Consider the following 21,744-nt stretch of genomic DNA (forward strand, 5'->3'; position numbering starts at 1 on the left):
GTCCTGGCAATTGATTGGTGCAGGTTCAGAGGTCAGCCTAGCACCTCGCATGCACGCACGCCACAATCAGCAAGCCAGATTTGGCGCCGCAGCAATCGAGAACTGAATGCGGACGGGTGGCCATTTCGACGAGGTCGTAATCTTCGATGAAGAGCCACTCAGCCGCGGTAAGAGCGCGCCCCTACGGTCCCCTTTACAACCAGCAACGCTAGCCCGGAATGTAAGGCTGGACCGCAGGTGCCTGGGCTTTCCACAGCGCTTCGAAATCTTGCAAACCAAGCGTCGCAACAGTCTCGTTGTTTGGACCGAGAATTTCATAAATCATGCCGTCGGTCCCGCGATTGCTGAACCACGCGATGCAATCGACATCGCCCCCGCCTTCGGTGTGCGGTGCGCCGCCGCCCGGTTTTTCCACAAAACTCGCGGTCGGACGTATCTCTGTGAGATCGCCATTCTCATCGTAGAGCCGTAGCTCGCCCTGAATGATGAAGGTGCTGTAATCCGCATGGTGCCGGTGCAGAATGATCTTCTGATTGGCCGAGAATTTCAGCAGCAGGTCGACCACTTTCGCCTCTGGATCAACCTTCAATACGTGGTACCACACATGGTCGATGCCCTCGAGCGTGTTCCATTTAACGTTGGATTGATCAAAAGTTGCGGCCGCCGCAGCTGCCCGGGCAGCGCCAGTCCCCAAGCCCGCCGTCGCCGTTGCGGCCCCCATGCCTACAAGCCCCTCGCGACGCGTAAGTGATGGCGTTTTCATAGATTTCTCCCCTCGTTTTCAGAACCATATCTTCGTGGCATTCTCTGCTAGCACATCGCGCCTTTTGCTTCTTGCCATTTGGTGCCATCCTCACGGAGGCAAGGAGGCGGGATGACAGGGTACACGCGTGCAAGCGCCCTTGGGCCGATAACGGAGTTTGTCGAGACGCGCGGCGGGTCGATCGAGCGGGTTTTCGATCGCGTTGATTTGCCCTTGGCTCTGCTGGAGAACCCAGATCTTCCGTTACCATTGACAGAACAGTTCAAAGTGCTCAGCGAAGCGGGCCATGAAATCGGTGATCCGTTTTTTGGCGCGGCTATCGGGCGTCTGGTAAGAATGGAGAAGCTGAGTGCCTTTGGTGCGTGGGTCACCAGTGCCCCCACGCTGGCGGGCGCAATTGATCGCTCCCACCGTGGATTGAACCGTTTTTTGCAAACGGCAACCGATCTACAGTTTCGCGTTATTGATACGACCGCGCGCTGGTCAATCGAGTTTCTGGATGTAGGCGCTGACGGCCGTTTTCAAAACGAACTCCTGGGGGTCAGCTATCTGATTGACGGTGTGCGCAGTTTTGTCGGGCGATCGTGGACACCAACGCTGGTCAGGTCCACCTGCACCGGGGCAGCACAAGCGGCTGCATTGGAAAAGGTGTTCGAAGCGCCTGTGATGCACAGCGCACCGGTCTCCGCGGTGGAGTTTGACGCAGCCCTCCTGTCAGCGCGGGGTCGACGGCAAACGCAGTCAGAGCCCGGGATTGAACCGCCTATCCCCTTGCTGCCAGGTTTTCGGGAGGATGTTGCGGCTCTGTCCGCGATCGCCCTGCTTGAAGGACGTCCAAAAATTGACTGGGTAGCGTCCAAACTGCAAAGAAGCCGCCGCTCTTTGCAACGGTCGCTTGACGCAGAAGGCGCGAGCTTCTCACACTTGTTGGACGGTCTTCTGAAGGATCGGGCCATCGCTTTGATCACATCGACGAACCGCAACGTCACCGAGATCGCCCATCAATTGGGCTACAGTGACGCTGCGCATTTTTCTCGGGCATTCCAACGCTGGACGGGGCTTGTTCCCTCACGGTTTCGAAAAATAAATCACAACCTGGTTCTGCCAACCTAGTTGAACGCCCATCGCATGCTGTTGGTGCGGCTGAGAACAACGGACAGGTTGCGGCAAGAATGCGCCACGGTCTGACCATGGTCATATCACCTTCCAACATAGCGAATTTCAGGCTGGTGCCGCGCCATCACGCATAGGGTTTGACCCGGCCTGTCGATTGTTCGAAACATAAGCCTCCAGACAAGGATATGAGAAACCGATGAATAAATTCGATTTTGAAGGCCGGACAGCGATCATAACGGGCGGCGCCCAAGGCATCGGCAAGGCCGTCGCGGAAGTGTTGGCGAAAGGCGGTGCGCGCGTTGCCCTTTGGGACACCGACCAGCCGTTGGCCGATGATACGGCCCGTCAACTTGGCAACAGGTCACTGGCGGTTGAGGTCGACATCGCGGACTGGGACAGCGTGGATGCGGCATATGCAAAGACCAAGGACGCCTTCGGACATGTCGACATCGTGGTAAACTCCGCTGGCATCGCAGGCTCGAACAGCCCGGTTTCCGACTATTCCGTCGAGGAGTTCCACCAAATCGTCGCGGTCAATCTGCTTGGAACATTCCACGTCAACAAGGCGGTCGCGGCGGATATGCGCGCGCAGAACTATGGCCGGATCATCAACATCGCCTCGGTGGCTGGCAAAGAAGGCAACCCGAACGCAGCCGCCTATTCGTCGTCCAAAGCGGGTGTGATCGGCTTTACCAAGTCACTCGGCAAAGAGCTTGCCGACTGCAATGTTGCGGTAAATTGCGTCACGCCAGCCGCCGCGCGTACGCGTATATTCGATCAAATGAGCCAGGAACACATAGACTACATGTTGTCGAAAATTCCACGCGGACGGTTTCTGGAGTTAAACGAGGCGGCTTCGATGATCGCCTGGCTGGCTTCTGCAGAAAACAGCTTCACAACTGGTGGCGTGTTCGATCTGTCCGGAGGGCGGGCCACATATTAGGCAACCAAACAAATGCGGCGGTGCTGAAGAACGCTGGTGCTTCAGGCTGGTCTTTTACGCAAGTCTCACTGACCAAGGCAGGGTTATTCGCCCGGTCGTTTGGTTTCGATGCCCCAGATATGGACTATTTCTTCGAACCCGACCCTTTTGTTCGATGAAGATTTGCAAACCGCGTTGCCTTTGCCAATCAGTGCCTGGCGCATCATCAAATTCTATTCGGTTCCGTATTTTCATCCGCTACTGGTCGCGCAGCAAGGAATGGATGACCTACAAATCACAACAATTTCCAACGTGAGAAGTCAGTTTCTGAAAAATAGTCCAGGACGGTGACTTGACGGCAGATTCTACACCCGTAATGCGGCCTCTATCTGTCCCGCAAATCGCTGACACGTAATATCGAAACACAAGTCTAAAGCGCTGCCATATGAGCTCACACTCATTGCGCGCGCTACGGTGCACAATGCAAGGCAAGACCAACACAAGCCGCCCAACGCGCAGCGCCCAATTGCCTGCATCTGTTTGATCACCCTGATGAGCCAAAGAGTTCAGGTAGGCGTGGGCCGCGTATCACGCACGTTCAACCTACTGCCGTCTGCACCCATATCGTCTTGGTCTGGAGGTACTGCTCCAGCGCTTCGGTGCCGTTATCGCGGGCGAGAGACCCCGACTGCTTGTACCCTCCAAAAGGCGTTTTGATATCCCCTTCGGAAAATCCATTCACCGATACGGTACCGCATGGCAAAGACCGCGCCATGTGCAACGCGCGATCAATATCCTGGGTGAAGACTGTCGCGTGCAGCCCGTAATCGGTATCACTCGCGACGGTCAGCGCTTCCTCCGCGCTTTTCATCGGCATAATTCCCAGAACCGGCCCGAATATTTCTTCGCGCGCGATCTTCATGTCAGGCGTTACGTTCTGAAACACGGTTGGCGCGATGAAGTAGCCCGGCAGATCGCTGTCGCCGCCTGCTATCATCTGCGCACCATCATCCATGCCGCTTTGAATATAGTTCATGACCATATCCTTATGATCCCTGGTGATCATTGACCCGATGTCGGTTTCAGGATCCAGCGGATCCCCCAGTTGGAAGGCTTTGACCCGGTCCAGGATTCGCCCGGTAAACTCTTCGACAAGGGGGGCGGCAATCAACTGTCGCATATTGGCTGAACAATTCTGACCACCGTTCCAGAAAGCCGACATGGCGGCATGTTCGATGAGATCGTCGGTGAGCCTGGCATCCTCCAGCACAATGAACGGACTTTTCCCGCCCATTTCCAGACCAACCCCTTTGAGATTGCTGTCCCCGGAATAGCGCATGAACATGCGCCCGACCTCGGTAGAGCCTGTAAACGAGACGGTGTCGATGTCATTGTGCAGACCAATCGCCTTGCCAGCCGTTTCACCGAAACCCGGAACGATGTTGATCACGCCATCCGGCACACCTGCTTGCTGCATCAATTCGGCCAAGCGAATTGTTGACAGGGGTGTCTGTTCGGCGGGTTTGATCACGGCAGAGCAGCCAACCGCCAGCGAAGGCGCAATTTTCCAGGCCGCCATGACAAGCGGGAAGTTCCATGGAAGAACCGCACCGGCCACGCCCGCAGGCTCCTTTGTGATCAGCGCCATTGCCCCAGGTCCAGTGGGCGCGATCTTGCCAAATGTCTTGTCGGCAAGTTCTGCATACCACTGAAAGAAATTGGGGACATCCCCGCCGATTTCGTCCAGACAGTCGCTGATGGTCTTGCCGGTGTCGAGGCTTTCCAGCACCGCCAGTTCATGGGCGTTTTCGCGCACCAGCCGCGCCACCTTCAGCAACACCTCTTTGCGCTCTTCAGGCTCTGCACGTGACCAGGTTCCCGCGTTAAAGACCCGTCGCGCCGCAGCCACCGCGCGGTCGACATCTGCGGCTTTGCAATGGGCCACCGCTGCCAGAACCTGCCCGGTTGCAGGGTTAACCGTTTCAAAGACCGACCCATCGGCGGCCTCACAGAACGTCCCGTCGATGAATGCCTTGCCATTTGGCTTTAACCTGGCTGCGAGTGCCTGAAATTCGGCGTGCGAAAGCGTCATTGGTATCTCCGTGTGTTATCTGCGCAGGGTGCGTGCAAATTTTCGAATGTCATTCATCAGCATCTCGGGCTCCTCCATCGCAGCGAAATGCCCCCCACGCGGCATTTCTGTCCAATGGATGATGTTATAGATGCGATCGGCATATGATTTTGGCGGCCATCGCAGCATTTCCGCCGGAAAGACCGCGCAGCCGGTTGGCACCTCCACACGCCTGCCCTCGGCGGATAAAATCCGCCCGCCCTCCTCGCGGCGCCCGTAGTAGATCCAGGAGGCTGAGTTGAAAGATCGCGTCACGATGTAGATCATGATGTTGGTGAGCAGTTCGTCCTTGCTGTGCGCGCTTTCGATCTCTCCCACCGGCACATCCGACCAGTCATGGAACTTTTCCACCAGCCACGCCGCGATCCCGACAGGGCTGTCCATCATCGAGTAGCTGAGCGTTTGTGGACGTGTGGCCTGTTGGGTGCGGTAGCCGTTCTGCATGATCTGATCTTCATCGAATTGCCGTGCCCAGGCGATCTCCTGCGGTGTTTGCGGCCCGTCAGGGTGGCGCATGGTCAGCACATTGATGTGAATGGCGGAACAGGCGGGGGCATGTTCGTACCCAAGCCACGAACAAATCGCGCCGCCCCAATCGCCCCCCTGAGCCAGATAGGTGTCAAAACCCAGGTGCCGGGTCATGAGCGATGCAAGAACGCCCGCCATCTTTCGCGGGCCGTAAGGGCGCGGTGGTCGTCCCGAGAATCCGAACCCGGGCAGAGACGGGGCAATGACGGTAAAGGCATCGCGAATATCGCCCCCGAAACGCTCAGGATGCGCGAGAGGTTCGATCAGGTTGAGGAACTCGGCAACCGATCCGGGCCAGCCATGACTGATCAATAAGGGCATCGGATTGGGCCCGCTACCGGCTTCATGAATGAAATGCAGGTCGATGCCATCCACTTTGGCCATAAACTGCGGAAAGGAATTCAGCCGCTCTTCCTGCGCGCGCCAGTCGAATTCATCGACCCAATAGGCGCAAAGTTCCCGCATATAATCCAGATTGGTCCCGTAATCCCAACCCCCGTCATCGGGCATCTCGTGCCAGGGGAACTGAGCGACGCGGGTCCGGATGGTGTTCAGCACGTCATCAGAAACCCGGCACTCAAAGGGGCAAGCCGCATTTTCCCCATGCTTTCGATCTTTCACAGAGAGTTCTCCCGACATGACTACCCCCGTAAGCTGATGCATTCCCGACCCGTCGTTCAGCCCAGTTAACTGTCTCATGCCAAAAACACCGAGAGACAGGTCACGCAATTCGAAGGGACAGATCGCCAGATGATGCGCTACAGCATGCGTTTTACCTCTTTGGCGATGATCTGCACGCCGGTCTCAAGCTTTGAAACGGGCACATAGGCAAAGCCCAGCCGGAAACTCCGACGATCATTTTCGTTGAGGTAATAGTCCTGGCCGCGGTCCACCAGCACACCTTCGCCCCGCAAGCGCACAGCCAGTTCTGACGCGTCAAAGCCATCCGGCCCCGTCAACCAGAAAGATGTGCCGCCTTCTGACTCTGTACGCTGCAACATGCCCAGGTGTTTGGTGAGCGCACGGTTCATGGCATGCCAACGCTTGTTGTAGCGCCGCTCGATGTTGCGAAGATGTGAATCGTAGTGGCCCAGCTGAAAGAACAGCGCGACGATTTCCTGCACGATCGTAGGCGGATGGCGCATCATGACCCCACGCGCGATGCGCGCCTCGCGAATAATGTCACGATGCGCAACGATGAAGCCAAGCCGGATACCCGGAGAGACCGTCTTGGACAGGCTGCCCACATAGATCACACGTCCTGTCTGGTTGATGGAGCGCATGGACGGAGAAGACTGGGCCACGTAGTTCATCTCCGCCTCATAGTCGTCCTCGATGATCAGGAAGTCCTTCGACACCGCCGCTTGCAGCAATTCCTCGCGCCGCTGCTGGCTCATGGTGACCATGGTCGGAAACTGATGGCTCGGCGTCGTGAAGACCAACTGACAGCCGGCGGGAATAGCGCTTGGAATGATACCATCACCGTCGATTGCAACACCGATCAATTCGCTTCCCGCCAGACGAAACGCATTGCGGGCACCGAAAAAGCCGGGGTCTTCCAGCGCTATGGGTTTGCCAGACTGCGCAAAGATCGTTCCGAGAATATAAAGGGCGTTCTGCGACCCAAGGGTGACCAATATCTCGTCGTCATCGGCATAGATGCCACGGGTATTCAACAGTCTTTGGCGCAGTTGCTGAATCAGCTGAGGGCTGTCGCTCTCGACCGAGTCGCTTGCCCAGACCGGCATCTGTTTGCGACCCAAAGCCTGACGGGTGCATTCCCGCCAGCCGTCGACAGGAAACAAGTCGGGATCGATCTGATTGTAGATGAATGGATATGGATAGGCGTTCCAGTCCAGTGGATTCACCACTGGCATCAGGTTGTTGGGCTGAAATGAGACCGGGCACGCAACGGCCCGTCTGGTCATGCCGCTCTTGCGGGACTGCGCCTGCTTTAGTGCCGCCACCTGAGGTGCCACAAAATATCCCGAACGATCCCGGGATACCAGAAGTTCCAGATCAACCAGACGGTTATAAGCCGCGAAGACCGTGTTGCGGGATACATCCAACTGCTCCGCAAGCTCGCGACAAGATGGCAACGGACGGTCATGCGCAAGAGATTCCGATGTGATCGCAGCACTGATGAGTTCGCAAATCTGGTCCCGAAGACTGAGTTGCGACTTCTCCGGCAGTTTCGGAAATCTGGGTGTGACCGAAGCCATGCGCCGCTCCCCTGTTAACCCCGCGCCTGCACAAACGGCACACTAGCGGCGATGGGGACAGATTGTCAGACCCAAACCGAACTGTCCCCTTCTTTCAAACCATCTGTCACTTTCTTTGCCCCGACCCGCGGTGAAAGATGTTGCCAATCAAGATACAACGATGGGAGTGGAGAAGATGAAACTATTGACGATGGGAAAAGCATTTTGCGTCGCAAGCGCTCTGGCCTTGTCGGCGCAAACCGCTGCCGCCGAAAAAGTTCTCAAGCTGGGAACGGTTGGGTTTCTCGGGATGCCAATCGGTGACGCCATTGACCAGGCGTTGATCCCGACACTCGAAGAGGTCTCGGGCGGCAAACTCAAGATCGAGCCGCATTACCGCAAATCGCTGTGCAGTGAACAATCCTGCGGGGAGCAGGCCAATCAGGGGCTGTTGGCTCTCTGGACCAGCTCGACCGCAAATTTCGGCAATTTCGGAACAGCTCTGGCGATCTTTGATCTGCCCTACATCTTCAAGAGCATCGAAGATGCCGATCGGATCTCCTCGGAATGGCTGGCCGAAAAGCAGTGCCAGGTGGCAGCAGAGGAAGCCGGACATGTCTGCCTGACCGTGTATTCCAGCGGCGGGTTCCGCCAGTTGGGCAACGCTCATGGTCCGGTCCATGTACCGACCGATATGGAAGGCATCAAATGGCGCGTCACCAAGAGCCCGATCGAATACACGCTGGTCAAGAACTGGGGCGCCGTTCCGGTACCTTATGACTGGGCTCAGCTCTATCAGGGTCTGCAAACTGGCGTCGTCTCGGGACAATACGTTGCAACGCCTTGGCAACACGTGGCCAAGCTGCATGAGGTCGCCCCCTATTTCACCGAAATCGGCGGATCATGGTCCGGCAATCAGCTGTCGATCGACAAGCGTCAATACGATGCGCTGAGTGACGAAGAAAAGGAGTGGTTGCGCACCGCCGCAAAGGCCTTTGGACAGAAAGTACAGGATCTGGACCGCGCCTGGGTCGAGGCCGGTGAAACCGAGATCAAGAAGACCGCCAAGGAATGGTATGTGCCCACCGAAGACGAACTCGCCCAATGGCGCGCGGGCGCAATTGACGCCTGGCTGAACGCAAAAGGCACCTATGATCCGGCGACAGCACGCCGCGTCCTGGAAGAACAGGGCATGGCCGGTTTCATTGCTCAGCTTGAAGACGCCGGCGCGCTATAAGAGACGCAGGCCATTGGTTGACCAACACAGGCGCGGAATGATGTTCCGCGCCTCTGCATGACGAAATACCAAAAAACGACAAAGCTCACCGGGGGCATTTTGAATGGAAAGCGTTGCGCTACTGATCATACTGGTCGTGCTGATTATGCTGGGCGCGCCGGTTGGTTTCACTATGATCCTGATCCCGGTTGTGTACATCCTGATCACCGATGCCGCGCCAATGATCCTGATCCCAAGCCAGATGTTCAGCGCCATCGATTCCGTACCTCTGACGGCTATTCCCTTCTTTATGCTGACCGGCGAACTGATGACCTCGGCGACGATCACCGACCGTCTGGTCGATCTCAGTCAACGGATCATCGGGCGGATGCGCGGCAGCATGGCTCAGGCGAATGTCCTGGTCAGCATGTTTTTTGCCGGTATGAACGGATCGGTTGTTGCGGATACGGCAACGGTCGGCTCGTTACTGGTCCCGGGCATGAAGAAGGCAGGATACCCGCCTGAATTCGCAGCCGCCATCACCGCTGTCAGTTCGACCATCGGCGGGATCATCCCACCGTCGATCATGATGATTGTTCTGGCCAACGCTGGCGGCATCTCCGTTGGCGCGCTCTTCGCAGGCGGGATCATCCCCGGCTTCATGATCGGCGCGCTCTTGATGGTGATCAATTACATCATTGCCCGGCGCAACAATTTCGAACGCAGCGATGAGCCCTTCAGCCTAAAGGGCATCGCGGTTGCCGGCTATAAATCATCATTTGCCCTGCTTATCCCCATTGTGCTGGTGGGTTCAGTTGTTTTCGGTATCGCGGGCGTTGTCGAGGCTGGTGCACTGACGGCGACAATCGCGCTGTTTGTGGGTCTTTTCATTTACCGCACCATCACCTGGAACAACTGCAAAAGCGCCTTTGTGCGGGCGTTTCGCAATTCTGCCATGGTGTTCATCATCATCGCCGCCTCCGGTCCCTTCAGTTGGCTTCTGACATCGCTTGGCGCCATCGGGCAGCTTGAGGAATGGTTGCTGGGCTACACCTATAATCCGCTGATCTTTGCGCTTGTGCTTGTGCTGTTCATCTGTCTTCTCGGGATGGTTATGGATTCAGCGGCCAACATCATTGTTGTAGGCCCGGTTCTTGTGGATGTCATGGTTCAAGCCGGATACGCGGATGTGCAGGCCGCCCTTGTCGTCGTTGTTGGCTTCCTGATCGGATCGGTCACCCCGCCTGTGGGTGTCGCTTTCTTTACCGCAGGCGCAATTGCCGAAGTCCGGCTCGAGAAAGTCGCCGTCGCTATGCTGCCCTATCTGGCGGCGTTATTCGTATTGCTGTTCGTGCTGATCGTCGTACCGGACATCACCATGTACTTGCCGCGCGTTCTGGGCTTTGCCGGATAATGGATCGGAGGGATTTGGAATGATTGCAACAATCAGGTTCATCGACAGCGCCGTCAAGAAAACCCTGACGGCCTTCTGCGCCACGTTGCTTTTGATGATGGTGGCCTTCACGGTCTACTCGGTCGTGATGCGCTACGTTTTCAAAAACCCACCGATTTGGGGCGACCTGCTGACGGTGCTGAGCAACATCTGGCTGGTGTTTTTTGCCCTGGCGCTCACCGTGCGCGACAAAGATCACATCGCGCTCGATCTGATCTACAACTGGCTCCCTTTGAAAGTCGCCTTTTTCATTCAGCAGTTCTGGACAGCGGTCATATTCTGTCTTGGGCTTGTGATGATCATCTGGGGAATTGAAGCCGTGGCCACCATGGGCGGCAAGTATTGGGAAATGTGGCACTTTGCCTGGGAAGAAAACGGTATCGTTTTCAAACCAAACTACATGCCCAAGAAATATGCGGTTGCCATCGTTCCCATCTCTGGCCTTCTGGTCTGCGTTGCCGCCCTTGCCTCGATTGCTGAGGACAGTTTGCGGTTTATTGCCGGTACATACAGGCAGGCAAAAGATCTCGAGCTGAGCGAGTAGCAACGCGCGGTGCGGCTGGTAATCATTTCACTTATCGACAGCGCCATGCCGCATTACCGACAGACGCCACGCATTAGATTTTGACAGCTACTCTTCAACCCCGCTCCACAAGGTCACGTATCGGAACACTATGCCGGCTCACGACCGGTTTGATCGCGACATATGAAAAATACTTGTCGATCCCGAGGTTGCGGTCGAGCAGGTCTTCCATGATTTCCTGGTACTGCGAAACGCCGCGTGCAACGAATTTCACCAGATAGTCGTAGCCGCCACTCAAAAGGTGGCACTCCATGACATTCGGGTGTTTGCGAATCTCGATCTCAAATTTCGTGAAGTCTTTGCGGCGATGGTCTGATAGGGTGATTTCGGTGAACACGACCACATGTTCAGCGAGTTTCTTGAGATTGATGACGGCACGATAGCCTTCCACATATCCCGCTTTTTCAAGCCGTTTGACACGCTGGAGGCAGGGGCTGGGCGACAAGCCGACGGCATCGGCCAGAGCAACATTGGTAATATTGCCCTGTTCCTGAAGAGTGGACAAGATGTTGATGTCGATCCGGTCAAGCTTCGGCGAACCCGTCATCTGCCCTCCCCTCGTGTCCTAGCCGCTCAATTCAGCCTGATGCGCTTTGACCATGTCGATCATGCTGTTGAATTGGAAATCATAGGTCGGCATGTCGCCGGGGTTCATCGTGGCGCCAAAGCCTTTCTTGTCGTGGCGACGATAAATCCAGCAATTGGCCAGCCCGTGTTTGTTTGCCGGCGCGTGATCATGGAACATGCTTTCGGCTGTATGCAGGATATCGCGCTTGTCGATCCCCCGGCGTTTCAGCATTTCGAGCATGTAGTCAAAGTTGCGATCAAACGGTTTGTAGCTGCCCACATCTTCGGCAGTATAAACACCGTCAAAGAACACCCCCAGGCGCGCATTCGCACCCGAGAATGTGAGGTTGTCGGTATTGGTCAGCACCACCAGCTTGAAGTGTTTCTTGAGATAGGTCAGCGCCTCGATCGTGTCATCGAAGGCAGGCCAGTGGCGCGCAGACTTGCCATAGGCATCACATTCTTCCCAAGTGACCTCAACGCCCCATTCTTCCGCCAGGCGGCGATACACGACGGGCAGCAATTCATAGTATTTCTTCGTAGGCGTGTAACGTTGTGTCGTGCTTTCGTAATAGGCATGTGCCTCAAGAATATCGTCGCGCGACAACGCGCGACCCACCCGGTCGGTCAGCGGCTTCAGGCCGGTGATCATTCCGGTCTCCCAGTCAATCAGCGTCCCGTAGACGTCGAACGTCAGGGCTTTGTAGTCGCTCAGTTTCATCAAGTTGTCCTTTTAGTCTACGGAACATGTGTTCGATGTCGCACCGCGGCGGATGATCGACAGGTTGATTTCAAACTCAGAAACGCAGATGACGCTTTCCATAGTGTCGGGCCAGCTCTGCGCGATCACCGGGCGAATGCAGTGGGCGGTATTGTTTTCAATATGCAAGCGTGACAAAATCGGCATTGCTTCCTTCCAGATATACATCCAACTCTACCTGATTTCCTCAAATGAAAACTGCGGCTTTGGATCGTTTTCAGCACGAAAGACCGAATAAGCTCACACTGGCAGCATAAAATGCTGCTGCTATCCATCTGTATTGTAAAGGGCTAAAGTAGATTCTTCTCAAGAAGTTCAGTAGCGCAGCATTTCATAGGGGTACCTGCCATGCCCGTGCCTGTGGTTTTTGTCAGCGTCGCGCGCGTGACGGCTTCGCATGAAAACCGAACGCGCTTGGTTTGGTGAGGTTAGAGAATGGCCACCGCGCCCTTACCTCGCAAGCGACCCCAAATGACCCAGTTTTCCCGCCTCACAGTTGGGACAACGCGTCCAAAATTTCGGAAAAGCGCGGCTCAGGGTTACGCAGCGCAGACCAAATCAAAGAGATATCCGCCGCAGCCTCCGCCGTGGATATTGGCACGGTAACCAGCGGCTTGCCGTCATAGCTGACGTCACAGGGCGGTCGCGCATAGCTGATACCGACGCCCGCACCATGTGCTGCAAGAGATCGCATCAGTTCCAACGATCGGACACGTTGCTTGATGGTCGGACTGAGGCGCAGTTTGTCAAAGAGGCCCCGGACGAAATGCTCGGACAGATCCTCGTCAAACAGGAGGACGGGATGTGTGGTCAGCTCTGCCAGCTCCAAGCTCGACCGGCTGGCAAGAGGGTGATCCCTGGACAGGAACGCGACCGGGGCGATGGTCTGAACGACACGGCGGTCAAACCTTCCTTCAAAACCAACATCATAGGAAATTGCGAGATCCACCCGCCCTTCGGAGAGATCATCAGCAAGATCAGAAAACCGCCCCTCGCGCGCCTTGAAGTGCATCGTCGGAAATTGAAAATGCATTTTTTCCAATGCAGGCGCCAGATACCAAGGTGCAATATCCTCGAAAAACCCGATCACGAAAGGAGGCGCTTTCGCGGGTCCCCGCTCGATCTCCTCAGCCTGTTGCAGAAGCGCGCGTGCGCCTTCGATAACTCCATGGCCATAGGGCGTGATATTGACCGATGACCCTTTGCGACGCAGGAAAACAGGTTGCCCCAACTGCGCCTCCACCCGGGTGATCGCAACCGAAAGCGAAGGCTGAGAGACGTTCAAAAGGGACGCTGCCCCTGTCAAGCTGCCGGTGTCCGCCACCGCAACGATGTATTCGTATTGCCGAAGTGTATTATATAGCATCAAGCTACTAATAGTATGAATATACATTATTAGAAACTATTTTATGGAAGTGATACTCTGGATGAAATCGCAGAGGGGCGCAGCAATGCACGCACTTATCACTCAAGAGCATGTCGATACGTTTCAACGTGATGGAGTTATCCTGATCAAGGGCCTGTTCGCAGATCATGTGGAAACGATCCGCGCCGGGATTGAACGCAACATGGCGACACCTGGACCATACGCTGCAGAGAACCTCAAAGACGGAGAAAGCGGTCGGTTCTTTGACGACTATTGCAACTGGACCCGCTTTTCAGAATTCGAGGAGGTGATCCGCCAGTCGCCGGTCGCGGAAGTTGCCGCCGATCTGATGAAATCACAGCGCGTTCAGGTTTTCCACGATCATGTTCTGGTCAAGGAACCCGGAACGTCCAAGCCTACGCCCTGGCATCAGGACGGGCCATATTACTTTGTCGATGGCGTCCAGAACGTAAGCTTCTGGTCACCGATGGATCAGGTAACCTCTGCCAGCCTGCGCTGCGTTGCTGGCAGCCATGCCTGGGAGAAACCCGTGCTACCAACAAGGTGGTTGGCCGAGACCAGTTTTTTCCCGAACGAGGATGACTACATGCCCGTGCCCGATCCGGATGCAGAAGGGATGGAGATCAGGGAGTGGGAAATGCAGCCGGGTGATGCGGTCGCGTTCAACTATGCGACGCTGCATGGCGCGCGGGGCAACACTTCCACCTCTCGGCGGCGCGCATTTTCTTTGCGACTGGTTGGGGATGATGCGCGATACGTTGAACGACCCGGCCCGACCTCGCCGCCGTTCCCGGGTCACAATATGACACCCGCCCAACCTCTGCGCGATGACTGGTTCCCGGTGATCTATCAACGCTGAAAATCTGCGGGCTCAAATTGCGGTACCCCTTGCCGCTTTGGCGGCTCCTCAGACCGGTCGCTCGTCGAGCACGCTGCGTCTCCATACTTTGGCCAGCTGACAGCTAGGGCAAAAAAGGATTGGTTCCCGCCAGGAAACTCTAGGTCGGCAGGTGCCCGGCAGAGCCATGATCAAAAGCTCTCCCTCAGTGCACTACGCTTTCGGCTCAACTGCCAAAATAACATAATGCTTACGGACATAGCTTTTGACATGCCAAACGGGTTGCAAACCGTTGTCCATGACAAAGGCATCCCCTGCTTTGACAGTTCTTGATGCACCGTCAGCAGTTTCGATCCGCGCTTCGCCTTCAAGAATATGGCAAAACTCGATCTGGTCGTTCATCGGGCCGCGAAAAACACCGGCTGTGCTGTCCCACATCCCGGATTTGAACGTACCGTCCGCGCCAACAAAATGGCTCCATACATTCTGTTCGGGTGCGCCTTCCAGAATGTCCTCGGCAAATTCTTTTTTGATGGGTTTTGTGTCGAGTTCCGCGAAGTTCACAAATTGCATGCTGAATCCCTTTTCTAAGACTGTCCGGATCGTGTGGCGCGATCCCAGATCACGCTGGCCTCGTCCTTGGCTGACATCGCTGGCGCCATGAGCGGGACCGCCAGGCGAGATAGAGAATGGAACGGAATAGGCGTCACCGAGGTGACCGGAAAAGGAAGGTCGTTGTTGCTGCCACCCAGAACCTTGCGCGCAAGACTGCGCCCCATCACGGAGGTCATGGCAATGCCTCTGCCGCTAAACCCCAGTCCGGCGATAACGCCTGGAGCAGGTTGATGCATCCTGGGCATCATGTCTTGTGTGACACCAATGCGCCCCGCCCACGTACATTCGATTTCAATGCCATCGAGTTGTGGGAACACCGTTTTGAGACCTCTCTTCAAGCGCCCGTGTCCACCCAATGTGCCAACATTGTCGTTGCTACCAACACATCCGAAAATTAACCGGTTATCCGCATCGTAGCGCGCAAAATATATGGCCAGCCTGGTGTCTGCGATGGTTTTCCTGCCGGGCAAAACACTGGCTTGTTGTTCTGCGCTCAGCGGCGCGGTAGCCAATGCAATACTGTACATTGGCAAAAGGGTTTGACGCATCTTTGGCCACAGATCATCCGTGTAGGCATTTGTTGTCAGGATAACGGTATCGGCGGTGATCTCTCCACCCGGCGTCTTGACCCTCCAGCTTTTGCCATTTCTCTCGATACCGATTGCCGGCGTTCTCTCAAACAGGCGCGCGCCCGCAGCCTGAGCGGTCTTGGCAAAACCCCGGGTCAAGCCAAGCGGTTGCACAAACCCGCCTTTGGCATGGTGTAGTGCAAAGCCGTAAGCGCCGGACCCGACACCCTTTTGGGTTTGCTCTTTTGAAAGAACACTTATTTCGGCGCCTTCCGCAGACCAGGCCTTGTGTAACCGTTCCAGCCCACGCTTGGCGTTGCGGGTGTGTGCCGCCTGGATCCAGCCATTCTGTTCTGCTTCACAATCGATGCCGTAACGGCGAATATCGTCAAAGAGATCATCAGCGGCCGTGAGCGTCGTTTGGATCAGGCGGTCGCCCTGCCCTACACCGTATTTCTTGCGCAACTCATCCGGCGTCGCGCGCCAGATCGGGTTGCACTGGCCGCCGCTGCGTCCAGACGAACCAAAACCGATTTTCTGCGCATCAATGACAATGGTGTCCGTGCCTGCCTCTGCCAGCGAAATTGCGGTTCGAAGTCCGGTCAGACCTGCGCCGACAACCAGCACATCCGCATTGTCGCCCCCCTCAAGAACGCCGCACTCGGGAGCAGGTGGTGCTGTTCGATCCCAGTGAACTTCTTGCTTGATCACAAACTTACCTCGGTTATTTCATGACACTATCGTATCGCAATGCAACATGTTAGTTTTACATTGCACGACAACGCTTCCTTTGCCAAGGCTATTTTCGGTGATGTCTAGAAGTTCTTGCCGACAGGATTGCGGCTGCCGGCTTGCCTCAGACCATCTGGCCAAAACGCGCCGAAATGGCTTCTGTTTTGGCCAGAAGCAAAGGCGTTTGCTTCAACAGATCGGCGAAAGTGGCATTACGCAACGGGACCCAAAGACTGATCGTTGCAAGAATGCGTTGGTCATAATCCAAAATGGGCGCCGCGATACCCGCCACCTGATAGAACTCCTCCCTATCAGAAACTGCGTACCCGTTCTTTCGGGTCTTTTTCATATCCTTCTCCAACGCCGCGCGCGTGGTGAGCGTGGTTTCGGTGAATTTTTCCAATTCGGCGACAGCAAAGTAGCTATCAAGCTCCTCCTCGGTCATATGAGCCAAAAAGACCTTGCCTGCCGCTGTATTGTGAAGCTCCGACTGACCGCCCGTTTTGACAGCCAACCGGTAAGGGTGCGGGATACGGGTGCGGACGAATGTGACTGTATGTTCAGTGCGAACAGACAGCGCCACATTCGTGTTGGTTTCTTCAGACAATTCGATCAGGTCCTGATCCTCGATCAGGCTCAAATCCATCTTTTCCCAAGCCGCGTGCGCCCAGTTCAACAATCGTGGTCCCGTGGAATAGGTTCGATCCCTTTCGTCATATTGGACAAGATCCTGCCCCAAGAGAATTGAAAGAATGCGGTGGGTGGAGCTTTTGTTGAACCCAGTGGCCAGCGCAATTTCGGTCTGTGTCAAACGTCCCTTGGTATGCGCCAGCAGATCGATGACCGCGACACTCTTTTCCACGATGGAGCTTTGAACTTCACGCACCATATCAGCTTTCCCGTACTTTCTGTTCCCCTTTGCATCAGACCTCGAATAACCACGCTCGGCAACATGATTGTTGACACTCGGCATCAACAAAAATATTCCGCAATAAGAAACTTATATTTTGCATTGCAAAACATCTGTTCTGTCGGCCAATTGCGCAAGGGAGGAACCACCTGATGAAAAAACTGATCAACAAGCCAGAGAACTATGTCGATGAAGTGTTGCAGGGAATGACCGCTGCTCACCCTGAAACCTACATGATAGACGGCGCAACCCGCCGGATGCTGAGACGTCCGACAGCGATAGCAGGCAAGGTTGGCGTGATTTCGGGCGGCGGTTTTGGCCACCTTCCGGTTTTTGCCGGCTATATCGGCGATGGTCTGCTGGACGCGTGTGCTGTCGGTGATGTTTTCGCATCTCCCGATATGAACCCGATGCTTGAAGCCATCCAGTTCGCTGATCAGCGAAAAGGTGTGCTTTGCGTTGTCGGAAACTACGGCGGAGACCGCATGAACTTCGACATGGCATGCGAAATGGCCGAGATGGATGATGTCACCGCAACAAAAGTCATCGTTTCCGACGACGTCGCCGCCGCAGGCCCCGAAGAAGCAGAAAAACGCCGCGGCGTGGCAGGGTTTGTCTTTGTGACCAAGATTGCCGGTGCTGCCGCTGCGGCGGGTCGTTCCCTTGAAGAGGTCGCCGCCGCCGCCCAGTCCGCAGCAGACAACGTACGCTCCGTCGGTGTTGCGCTTTCTTCCTGCACGGTACCACAAGCTGGCAAGCCAACCTTCAACATCGCAGATGACGAAATGGAAATCGGCATGGGCATCCATGGTGAGCCGGGAGTGCGCCGGGGCCAGCTCCGCCCGGTGGATGAGGTCGCTGATGAGATGATCGAGATGTTGCTGGCCGACAAGCCCGTCAAAACCGGCGCGCGGATTGCGGTGCTGATCAACGGGCTTGGGGCCACCCCGATAGAGGAGCTCTACCTTCTCTTCCGTCGGGCAAAGCAACGCTTTGAAACTGCTGGCGCGGTGATCGCGTTTCACAGGGTCGGGAATTATGCCACCTCGATGGAAATGGCGGGCGCCTCCATCAGCATCCTGCATCTGGACGACGACCTGGAAACGCTGCTCAAGGCGCATGCTGCCTGCCCTTTCTGGAGGAACTGAACATGGCGCTCACTACCGAAACGCTGAAACTGGCTATCGAGAAAATCCACAGCAAAATAACGCCCATCGGCGACGAAATGAACGCGCTGGATGGGAAGCTCGGGGATGGCGATCTGGGCGTTACTCTCGTGAACGGTTTCAACAACCTTAACGGCATAAAGGACGATCTGCCTGAAGATACCGGCATGGCTCTATTTGCCATGGCAAAATCCGTGACGGCTGTGTCCGGTTCCAGTTTCGGCACGCTGCTTGCCACCGCGCTCATGGCTGCGGGCAAGAACGCAAAAGGACAACGGGCAATTGCCTGGTCGGACATCGGCACGCCACTTCGGGCAGCCCAGGACGCGATGACCGCACGCGGGGGCGCAAATCTTGGCGACAAGACGATGCTGGATGTGATGGATGCAATCATTGCCGCCGTCACAGATATCGATGATCCCGACAGATTGCGCACTGCGGCAATCAAAGCGACCATTCAGACCGTCGAAGAGTTCCGAAACAAACCAAACAAGATTGGCCGCGCGCGGGTCTATGCCGATAAATCGATTGGCATGGATGACCCCGGCATGATGGCTCTTTTACGTTTGCTGGAGTGCCTTTAACAAATGCGCCACGGTCGGATTTACGCCCAAGGAAAGGCGAACCGGTGGCGCGTTACAGGTAGCGAGCAATGAAGCCCTGCGCCGTTCAAGAATGGACCGATCTGACGAGAGATCTGCTCAGGCGTGATCGCGCGCATGCCTCGATAGGGCAATAGATGATGCGGGCGAGAGGGCACCGCACCACCAGAGGGCACGTCCTTTCACTCCGCCTGATGCTGGTTGTACATGTCGACCACGATCTCCCAGCCGTCGCCATTCTTTTCGAGAACAAAGAGGTAGGTACCGGTTGCGGCGACGTCCGCCCGTTCAACGTTTAGATCATAGTCTCCGATCATCACTGCCTGTGTTCTGTCATCGGACAGGAACAAATGATCGAAGCTGTGCGAGAATTCCCCCTCGTTCTTAACAATGAAGCCGAAGGTGCCAGCTGGAACGTCAAGCCCCTCCACAGGCTGCTCGGCTGGCGCGATCCAGAGCGGCGCCTTATTATAGAGCGCCAGGAAGGCCTCGAGGTCATAGCTTTCCGCGATCTCGTTGAAACGGTCATTGTAGGCCGTGAAGGCTTGTCGGGCTTCTGTATCCATGGTCATGGCAGGCAGGGCCGCTAGCGTGGCGAGGGCCAAGCCTATCAAGGGGGCGTGCAAGCGCATTGCGTTGTCCTTTCAGGTCAATATTTATGTTTGAGAGCATATTGCGGGAGAGCGTCAGGCTTCGGGGCGCAAAAAGATTACCTCGCGCTTGACCTGCCAGCGGCCGTCGTCATGCACCAAATCGATGCTCAAGGTCAGATCCATGTCCACGCCCGAGAGGTCGTTTTTGCGAGACAGGAGCACATGGGCAGTGTCGCCATTCACATCTATGCTGTGATACTTGGCCCAGGTGTTCATTGGCGGATCACCCGCGTCGCGTTTGGCGGCGAAGAGACCCTTGAACGTGTCTTTATTGGCGGTGTTCAGGTTGTGATCGGTGTCGATCATGACGACATGCAGGTTGTGGTGATAAATGCGGTCCAACGTGTCTACATCATAGGTCGTCGCAGTCTGGATCAGATCATCAATTGCATTCCGGACTTTCTGAATCTGTCTGTCTGTCTGGGTCATCTTGATTTCTTTCGGTTGCAAGGACCGGTCGCGGCCTGCATCGCGATCGGCGGAAACGCCATGATAGAACTGGCGACGAATGCTGTTTTAGGCCGCAACATGGGTACCTCGAATGGGATAGTTGTTACCGGGATCACGGACAAAGCGCAGACCGCCCAGCAACGTTTTGAAGCCGGGCCGCGCAAAGGGGGCGTTGGAAATGTCGACGATCTGCACAGCACCTTCGGAATTCACGACAAAGATACCGGGTTCGGCAAAGTGCCTATCGGTCTCCTGAGGCGAGCGCGGGTTGGAGACGTAAAGTCCAAGTGCGTGCATCTGCTCTATGCTCAGGTCATAGGCGACGGGAAAGTTCGGCCCGACAAGTGCCATTTGATCGGTGGCCTTGACTTCGGTGTCTGCTGATACGGCGACGACGTCCACGCCCAACGCGTGGAACTCGGGCAACCGCGTATTCAGCTCTTGCAAATAAGCTGTGCACATAGGGCAATGCTTACCGCGATAGACTGCCACCAATTGCCAGTCCCGCCCGGCCTGCGGTGCCCCGAGCGTTAGATCACCACCGCCCAGTTGCGGGACCACGATACCGGGAAACGCCGAGCCTGCGATGAGTTTTTGTGAGGTCATTTTCGTGTCCTTGATGTTTTGTGATGATCATTATAAAATATAGGTCAATAGATAAGTCAACGGTTTTGTAATGAACGACACAAAAAAGGTCGGAAGACCCAAGAAATTTGACCGTGATCAGGCTTTGCTCGGGGCAATCAGCGTCTTCTGGAAGCAAGGATACGAAGGGGCTTCAATGAAGCTCCTGACCGATGCGATGGGGATCAACAGCCCTAGCCTCTATGCGGAATTCGGCGATAAGCATGCTCTCTATCTCGAAGCGATTGACCGCTATGCTAACAATGACGCCTGTGCACCGCTCGTCGCTCTGGAAAGCGAGCCTGACATTGGCTTGGCCGTACGGGCTTTTTTCGAGGCGGCAATTGACTATTCGACGCATCATGAAAGCGGTGCGCGTGGCTGCTTCCTTGCATCCTGCGTCGCAACAAGCGCCGGTCATGTGGAAGGCACAGCCGAAATGCTGCTCGATGCGATCGAAGCGACAGACATTCGCATTACAGCACGGTTTGATCTGGAAAAGGCACGTGGCACTCTGCCGTCAGATTTCCCCTCGTCGGATCGCGCAAAACTTCTCTTTGATCTACGGCAAGGGCTGGTGTTCCGCGCGCGCGCAGGGCTCAGTGATAGACAATTGTCCAAGGATATCGACAAGAATGTCGCCGCGGTTATGAGCTCAATTGCTTAAACTCATGAAGCGGAAATTCAGGGGACCACAAGTTTGTCAGCTGATCAGGAATAGCTCCGCAGAAACATTTGAAACTGCGGTTTTTGAGCAGAAGTACCGATCATTTTCGCGTTCCGTTTCAGAGCCTTGGGGGTACGCTGCTTTTAGGCGATCGAATAGACGTTCAAGGTACAGGATTACACAAGCATATTGACCAAAGCTGAACATAATTTGATCTGTCTGTCGTTTTGAAGTTGCTTTTTGGCCCCGGTGCGTCTGGTTCGTGCTGGCGGGGTTGGAAGAGGGCCCCCC

24 protein-coding genes are annotated in these 21,744 nt (G+C 55.7%); 9 read left to right on the forward strand and 15 right to left on the reverse strand.

The features are described from left to right. Positions 1-208: 208 nt before the first annotated feature. Positions 209-763 (reverse strand): hypothetical protein, encoded by a 555-nt coding sequence (locus tag ACOTTU_RS23170; RefSeq protein ID WP_425661606.1) that lies wholly within the window; start codon positions 761-763, stop codon positions 209-211. Positions 764-874: 111 nt separating this feature from the next. Here ACOTTU_RS23170 and ACOTTU_RS23175 point away from each other — a divergent pair, with 111 nt between their 5' ends. Together ACOTTU_RS23175 and ACOTTU_RS23180 are read left to right on the forward strand one after the other, a co-directional pair. Then, positions 875-1,876, forward strand: a complete 1,002-nt coding sequence (locus ACOTTU_RS23175) for an AraC family transcriptional regulator ligand-binding domain-containing protein (protein WP_425661608.1) — start codon at positions 875-877, stop codon at positions 1,874-1,876. A 199-nt stretch (positions 1,877-2,075) separates the two neighbouring features. Beyond that, complete coding sequence (locus ACOTTU_RS23180) at positions 2,076-2,822, forward strand: SDR family NAD(P)-dependent oxidoreductase (protein WP_425661610.1); 747 nt, start codon at positions 2,076-2,078, stop codon at positions 2,820-2,822. Between the two features lie 577 nt (positions 2,823-3,399). Here the strand turns inward: ACOTTU_RS23180 and ACOTTU_RS23185 are convergent. From ACOTTU_RS23185 to ACOTTU_RS23195, 3 genes are all read right to left on the reverse strand, one after another. After that, a complete protein-coding gene (locus ACOTTU_RS23185) occupies positions 3,400-4,893 on the reverse strand; it encodes an aldehyde dehydrogenase (RefSeq protein ID WP_425661612.1) in 1,494 nt (497 codons plus the stop codon). Between the two features lie 15 nt (positions 4,894-4,908). Next, positions 4,909-6,081 carry an epoxide hydrolase family protein gene (locus ACOTTU_RS23190; RefSeq protein ID WP_425661614.1) on the reverse strand — a complete coding sequence of 391 codons (1,173 nt, stop codon included), beginning with the start codon at positions 6,079-6,081 and terminating at the stop codon, positions 4,909-4,911. Between the two features lie 137 nt (positions 6,082-6,218). Further along, positions 6,219-7,682, reverse strand: coding sequence for a PLP-dependent aminotransferase family protein (locus ACOTTU_RS23195; protein WP_425661616.1), 1,464 nt, complete (start codon positions 7,680-7,682; stop codon positions 6,219-6,221). Positions 7,683-7,857: 175 nt separating this feature from the next. On the opposite strand from ACOTTU_RS23195, the gene ACOTTU_RS23200 reads away from it, so the two are divergent. The 3 genes from ACOTTU_RS23200 to ACOTTU_RS23210 all read left to right on the forward strand — a co-directional run bounded on the left by ACOTTU_RS23200 (position 7,858) and on the right by ACOTTU_RS23210 (position 10,874). Then, complete coding sequence (locus ACOTTU_RS23200) at positions 7,858-8,898, forward strand: TRAP transporter substrate-binding protein (protein ID WP_425661618.1); 1,041 nt, start codon at positions 7,858-7,860, stop codon at positions 8,896-8,898. Between the two features lie 103 nt (positions 8,899-9,001). Next, on the forward strand, positions 9,002-10,291 hold the full coding sequence (locus tag ACOTTU_RS23205) for a TRAP transporter large permease (protein ID WP_425661620.1): 1,290 nt from the start codon (positions 9,002-9,004) through the stop codon (positions 10,289-10,291). Positions 10,292-10,310: 19 nt separating this feature from the next. Continuing rightward, positions 10,311-10,874 carry a TRAP transporter small permease gene (locus ACOTTU_RS23210; protein ID WP_425661622.1) on the forward strand — a complete coding sequence of 188 codons (564 nt, stop codon included), beginning with the start codon at positions 10,311-10,313 and terminating at the stop codon, positions 10,872-10,874. 94 nt (positions 10,875-10,968) lie between these two features. Here the strand turns inward: ACOTTU_RS23210 and ACOTTU_RS23215 are convergent, their stop codons facing one another. From ACOTTU_RS23215 to ACOTTU_RS23230, 4 genes are all read right to left on the reverse strand, one after another. After that, entirely contained in the window at positions 10,969-11,460 is a 492-nt protein-coding gene (locus ACOTTU_RS23215) for an Lrp/AsnC family transcriptional regulator (protein WP_425661624.1), read from the reverse strand. Positions 11,461-11,478: 18 nt separating this feature from the next. Continuing rightward, positions 11,479-12,201 (reverse strand): haloacid dehalogenase type II, encoded by a 723-nt coding sequence (locus tag ACOTTU_RS23220; RefSeq protein ID WP_425661627.1) that lies wholly within the window; start codon positions 12,199-12,201, stop codon positions 11,479-11,481. 12 nt (positions 12,202-12,213) lie between these two features. Then, positions 12,214-12,408, reverse strand: a complete 195-nt coding sequence (locus tag ACOTTU_RS23225; RefSeq protein WP_425661629.1) for a hypothetical protein — start codon at positions 12,406-12,408, stop codon at positions 12,214-12,216. Positions 12,409-12,730: 322 nt separating this feature from the next. Further along, positions 12,731-13,606, reverse strand: a complete 876-nt coding sequence (locus ACOTTU_RS23230) for a LysR family transcriptional regulator (RefSeq protein WP_425661631.1) — start codon at positions 13,604-13,606, stop codon at positions 12,731-12,733. 85 nt (positions 13,607-13,691) lie between these two features. On the opposite strand from ACOTTU_RS23230, the gene ACOTTU_RS23235 reads away from it, so the two are divergent. Continuing rightward, a complete protein-coding gene (locus ACOTTU_RS23235; protein WP_425661633.1) occupies positions 13,692-14,486 on the forward strand; it encodes a phytanoyl-CoA dioxygenase family protein in 795 nt (264 codons plus the stop codon). Between the two features lie 192 nt (positions 14,487-14,678). On the opposite strand, the gene ACOTTU_RS23240 is transcribed toward ACOTTU_RS23235, so the two are convergent. The 3 genes from ACOTTU_RS23240 to ACOTTU_RS23250 all read right to left on the reverse strand — a co-directional run bounded on the left by ACOTTU_RS23240 (position 14,679) and on the right by ACOTTU_RS23250 (position 17,270). Further along, entirely contained in the window at positions 14,679-15,038 is a 360-nt protein-coding gene (locus ACOTTU_RS23240) for a cupin domain-containing protein (RefSeq protein ID WP_425661635.1), read from the reverse strand. A 14-nt stretch (positions 15,039-15,052) separates the two neighbouring features. After that, positions 15,053-16,360, reverse strand: coding sequence for an NAD(P)/FAD-dependent oxidoreductase (locus ACOTTU_RS23245; RefSeq protein WP_425661637.1), 1,308 nt, complete (start codon positions 16,358-16,360; stop codon positions 15,053-15,055). Between the two features lie 145 nt (positions 16,361-16,505). After that, positions 16,506-17,270: an IclR family transcriptional regulator gene (locus ACOTTU_RS23250; protein ID WP_425661639.1), complete on the reverse strand. Its 765-nt coding sequence runs from the start codon at positions 17,268-17,270 to the stop codon at positions 16,506-16,508. Positions 17,271-17,443: 173 nt separating this feature from the next. On the opposite strand from ACOTTU_RS23250, the gene ACOTTU_RS23255 reads away from it, so the two are divergent. Both ACOTTU_RS23255 and ACOTTU_RS23260 read left to right on the forward strand, forming a co-directional pair. Then, positions 17,444-18,439, forward strand: coding sequence for a dihydroxyacetone kinase subunit DhaK (locus ACOTTU_RS23255; protein ID WP_425661641.1), 996 nt, complete (start codon positions 17,444-17,446; stop codon positions 18,437-18,439). A gap of 2 nt (positions 18,440-18,441) precedes the next feature. Beyond that, positions 18,442-19,041, forward strand: coding sequence for a dihydroxyacetone kinase subunit L (locus tag ACOTTU_RS23260; RefSeq protein WP_425661643.1), 600 nt, complete (start codon positions 18,442-18,444; stop codon positions 19,039-19,041). Between the two features lie 200 nt (positions 19,042-19,241). On the opposite strand, the gene ACOTTU_RS23265 is transcribed toward ACOTTU_RS23260, so the two are convergent. The 3 genes from ACOTTU_RS23265 to ACOTTU_RS23275 all read right to left on the reverse strand — a co-directional run bounded on the left by ACOTTU_RS23265 (position 19,242) and on the right by ACOTTU_RS23275 (position 20,768). Next, the gene (locus ACOTTU_RS23265; RefSeq protein WP_425661645.1) at positions 19,242-19,691 is read right to left on the reverse strand and encodes a YybH family protein; all 450 of its coding nucleotides are present in this window, start codon (positions 19,689-19,691) and stop codon (positions 19,242-19,244) included. A 54-nt stretch (positions 19,692-19,745) separates the two neighbouring features. Beyond that, a complete protein-coding gene (locus tag ACOTTU_RS23270) occupies positions 19,746-20,141 on the reverse strand; it encodes a nuclear transport factor 2 family protein (protein WP_425661647.1) in 396 nt (131 codons plus the stop codon). 87 nt (positions 20,142-20,228) lie between these two features. Beyond that, positions 20,229-20,768: a peroxiredoxin-like family protein gene (locus ACOTTU_RS23275; RefSeq protein ID WP_425661649.1), complete on the reverse strand. Its 540-nt coding sequence runs from the start codon at positions 20,766-20,768 to the stop codon at positions 20,229-20,231. A gap of 70 nt (positions 20,769-20,838) precedes the next feature. Between ACOTTU_RS23275 and ACOTTU_RS23280 the strand changes: the two genes are divergently transcribed. Further along, the gene (locus ACOTTU_RS23280) at positions 20,839-21,453 is read left to right on the forward strand and encodes a TetR/AcrR family transcriptional regulator (protein WP_425661651.1); all 615 of its coding nucleotides are present in this window, start codon (positions 20,839-20,841) and stop codon (positions 21,451-21,453) included. Between the two features lie 36 nt (positions 21,454-21,489). On the opposite strand, the gene ACOTTU_RS23285 is transcribed toward ACOTTU_RS23280, so the two are convergent. Beyond that, a partial coding sequence (locus ACOTTU_RS23285; RefSeq protein ID WP_425661654.1) for a hypothetical protein occupies positions 21,490-21,744 on the reverse strand: 255 nt, incomplete at its 5' end.

Origin of the sequence: Roseobacter sp. EG26 (assembly GCF_049830555.1) — a bacterium.
In the GTDB taxonomy this organism is placed as follows: domain Bacteria; phylum Pseudomonadota; class Alphaproteobacteria; order Rhodobacterales; family Rhodobacteraceae; genus Roseobacter.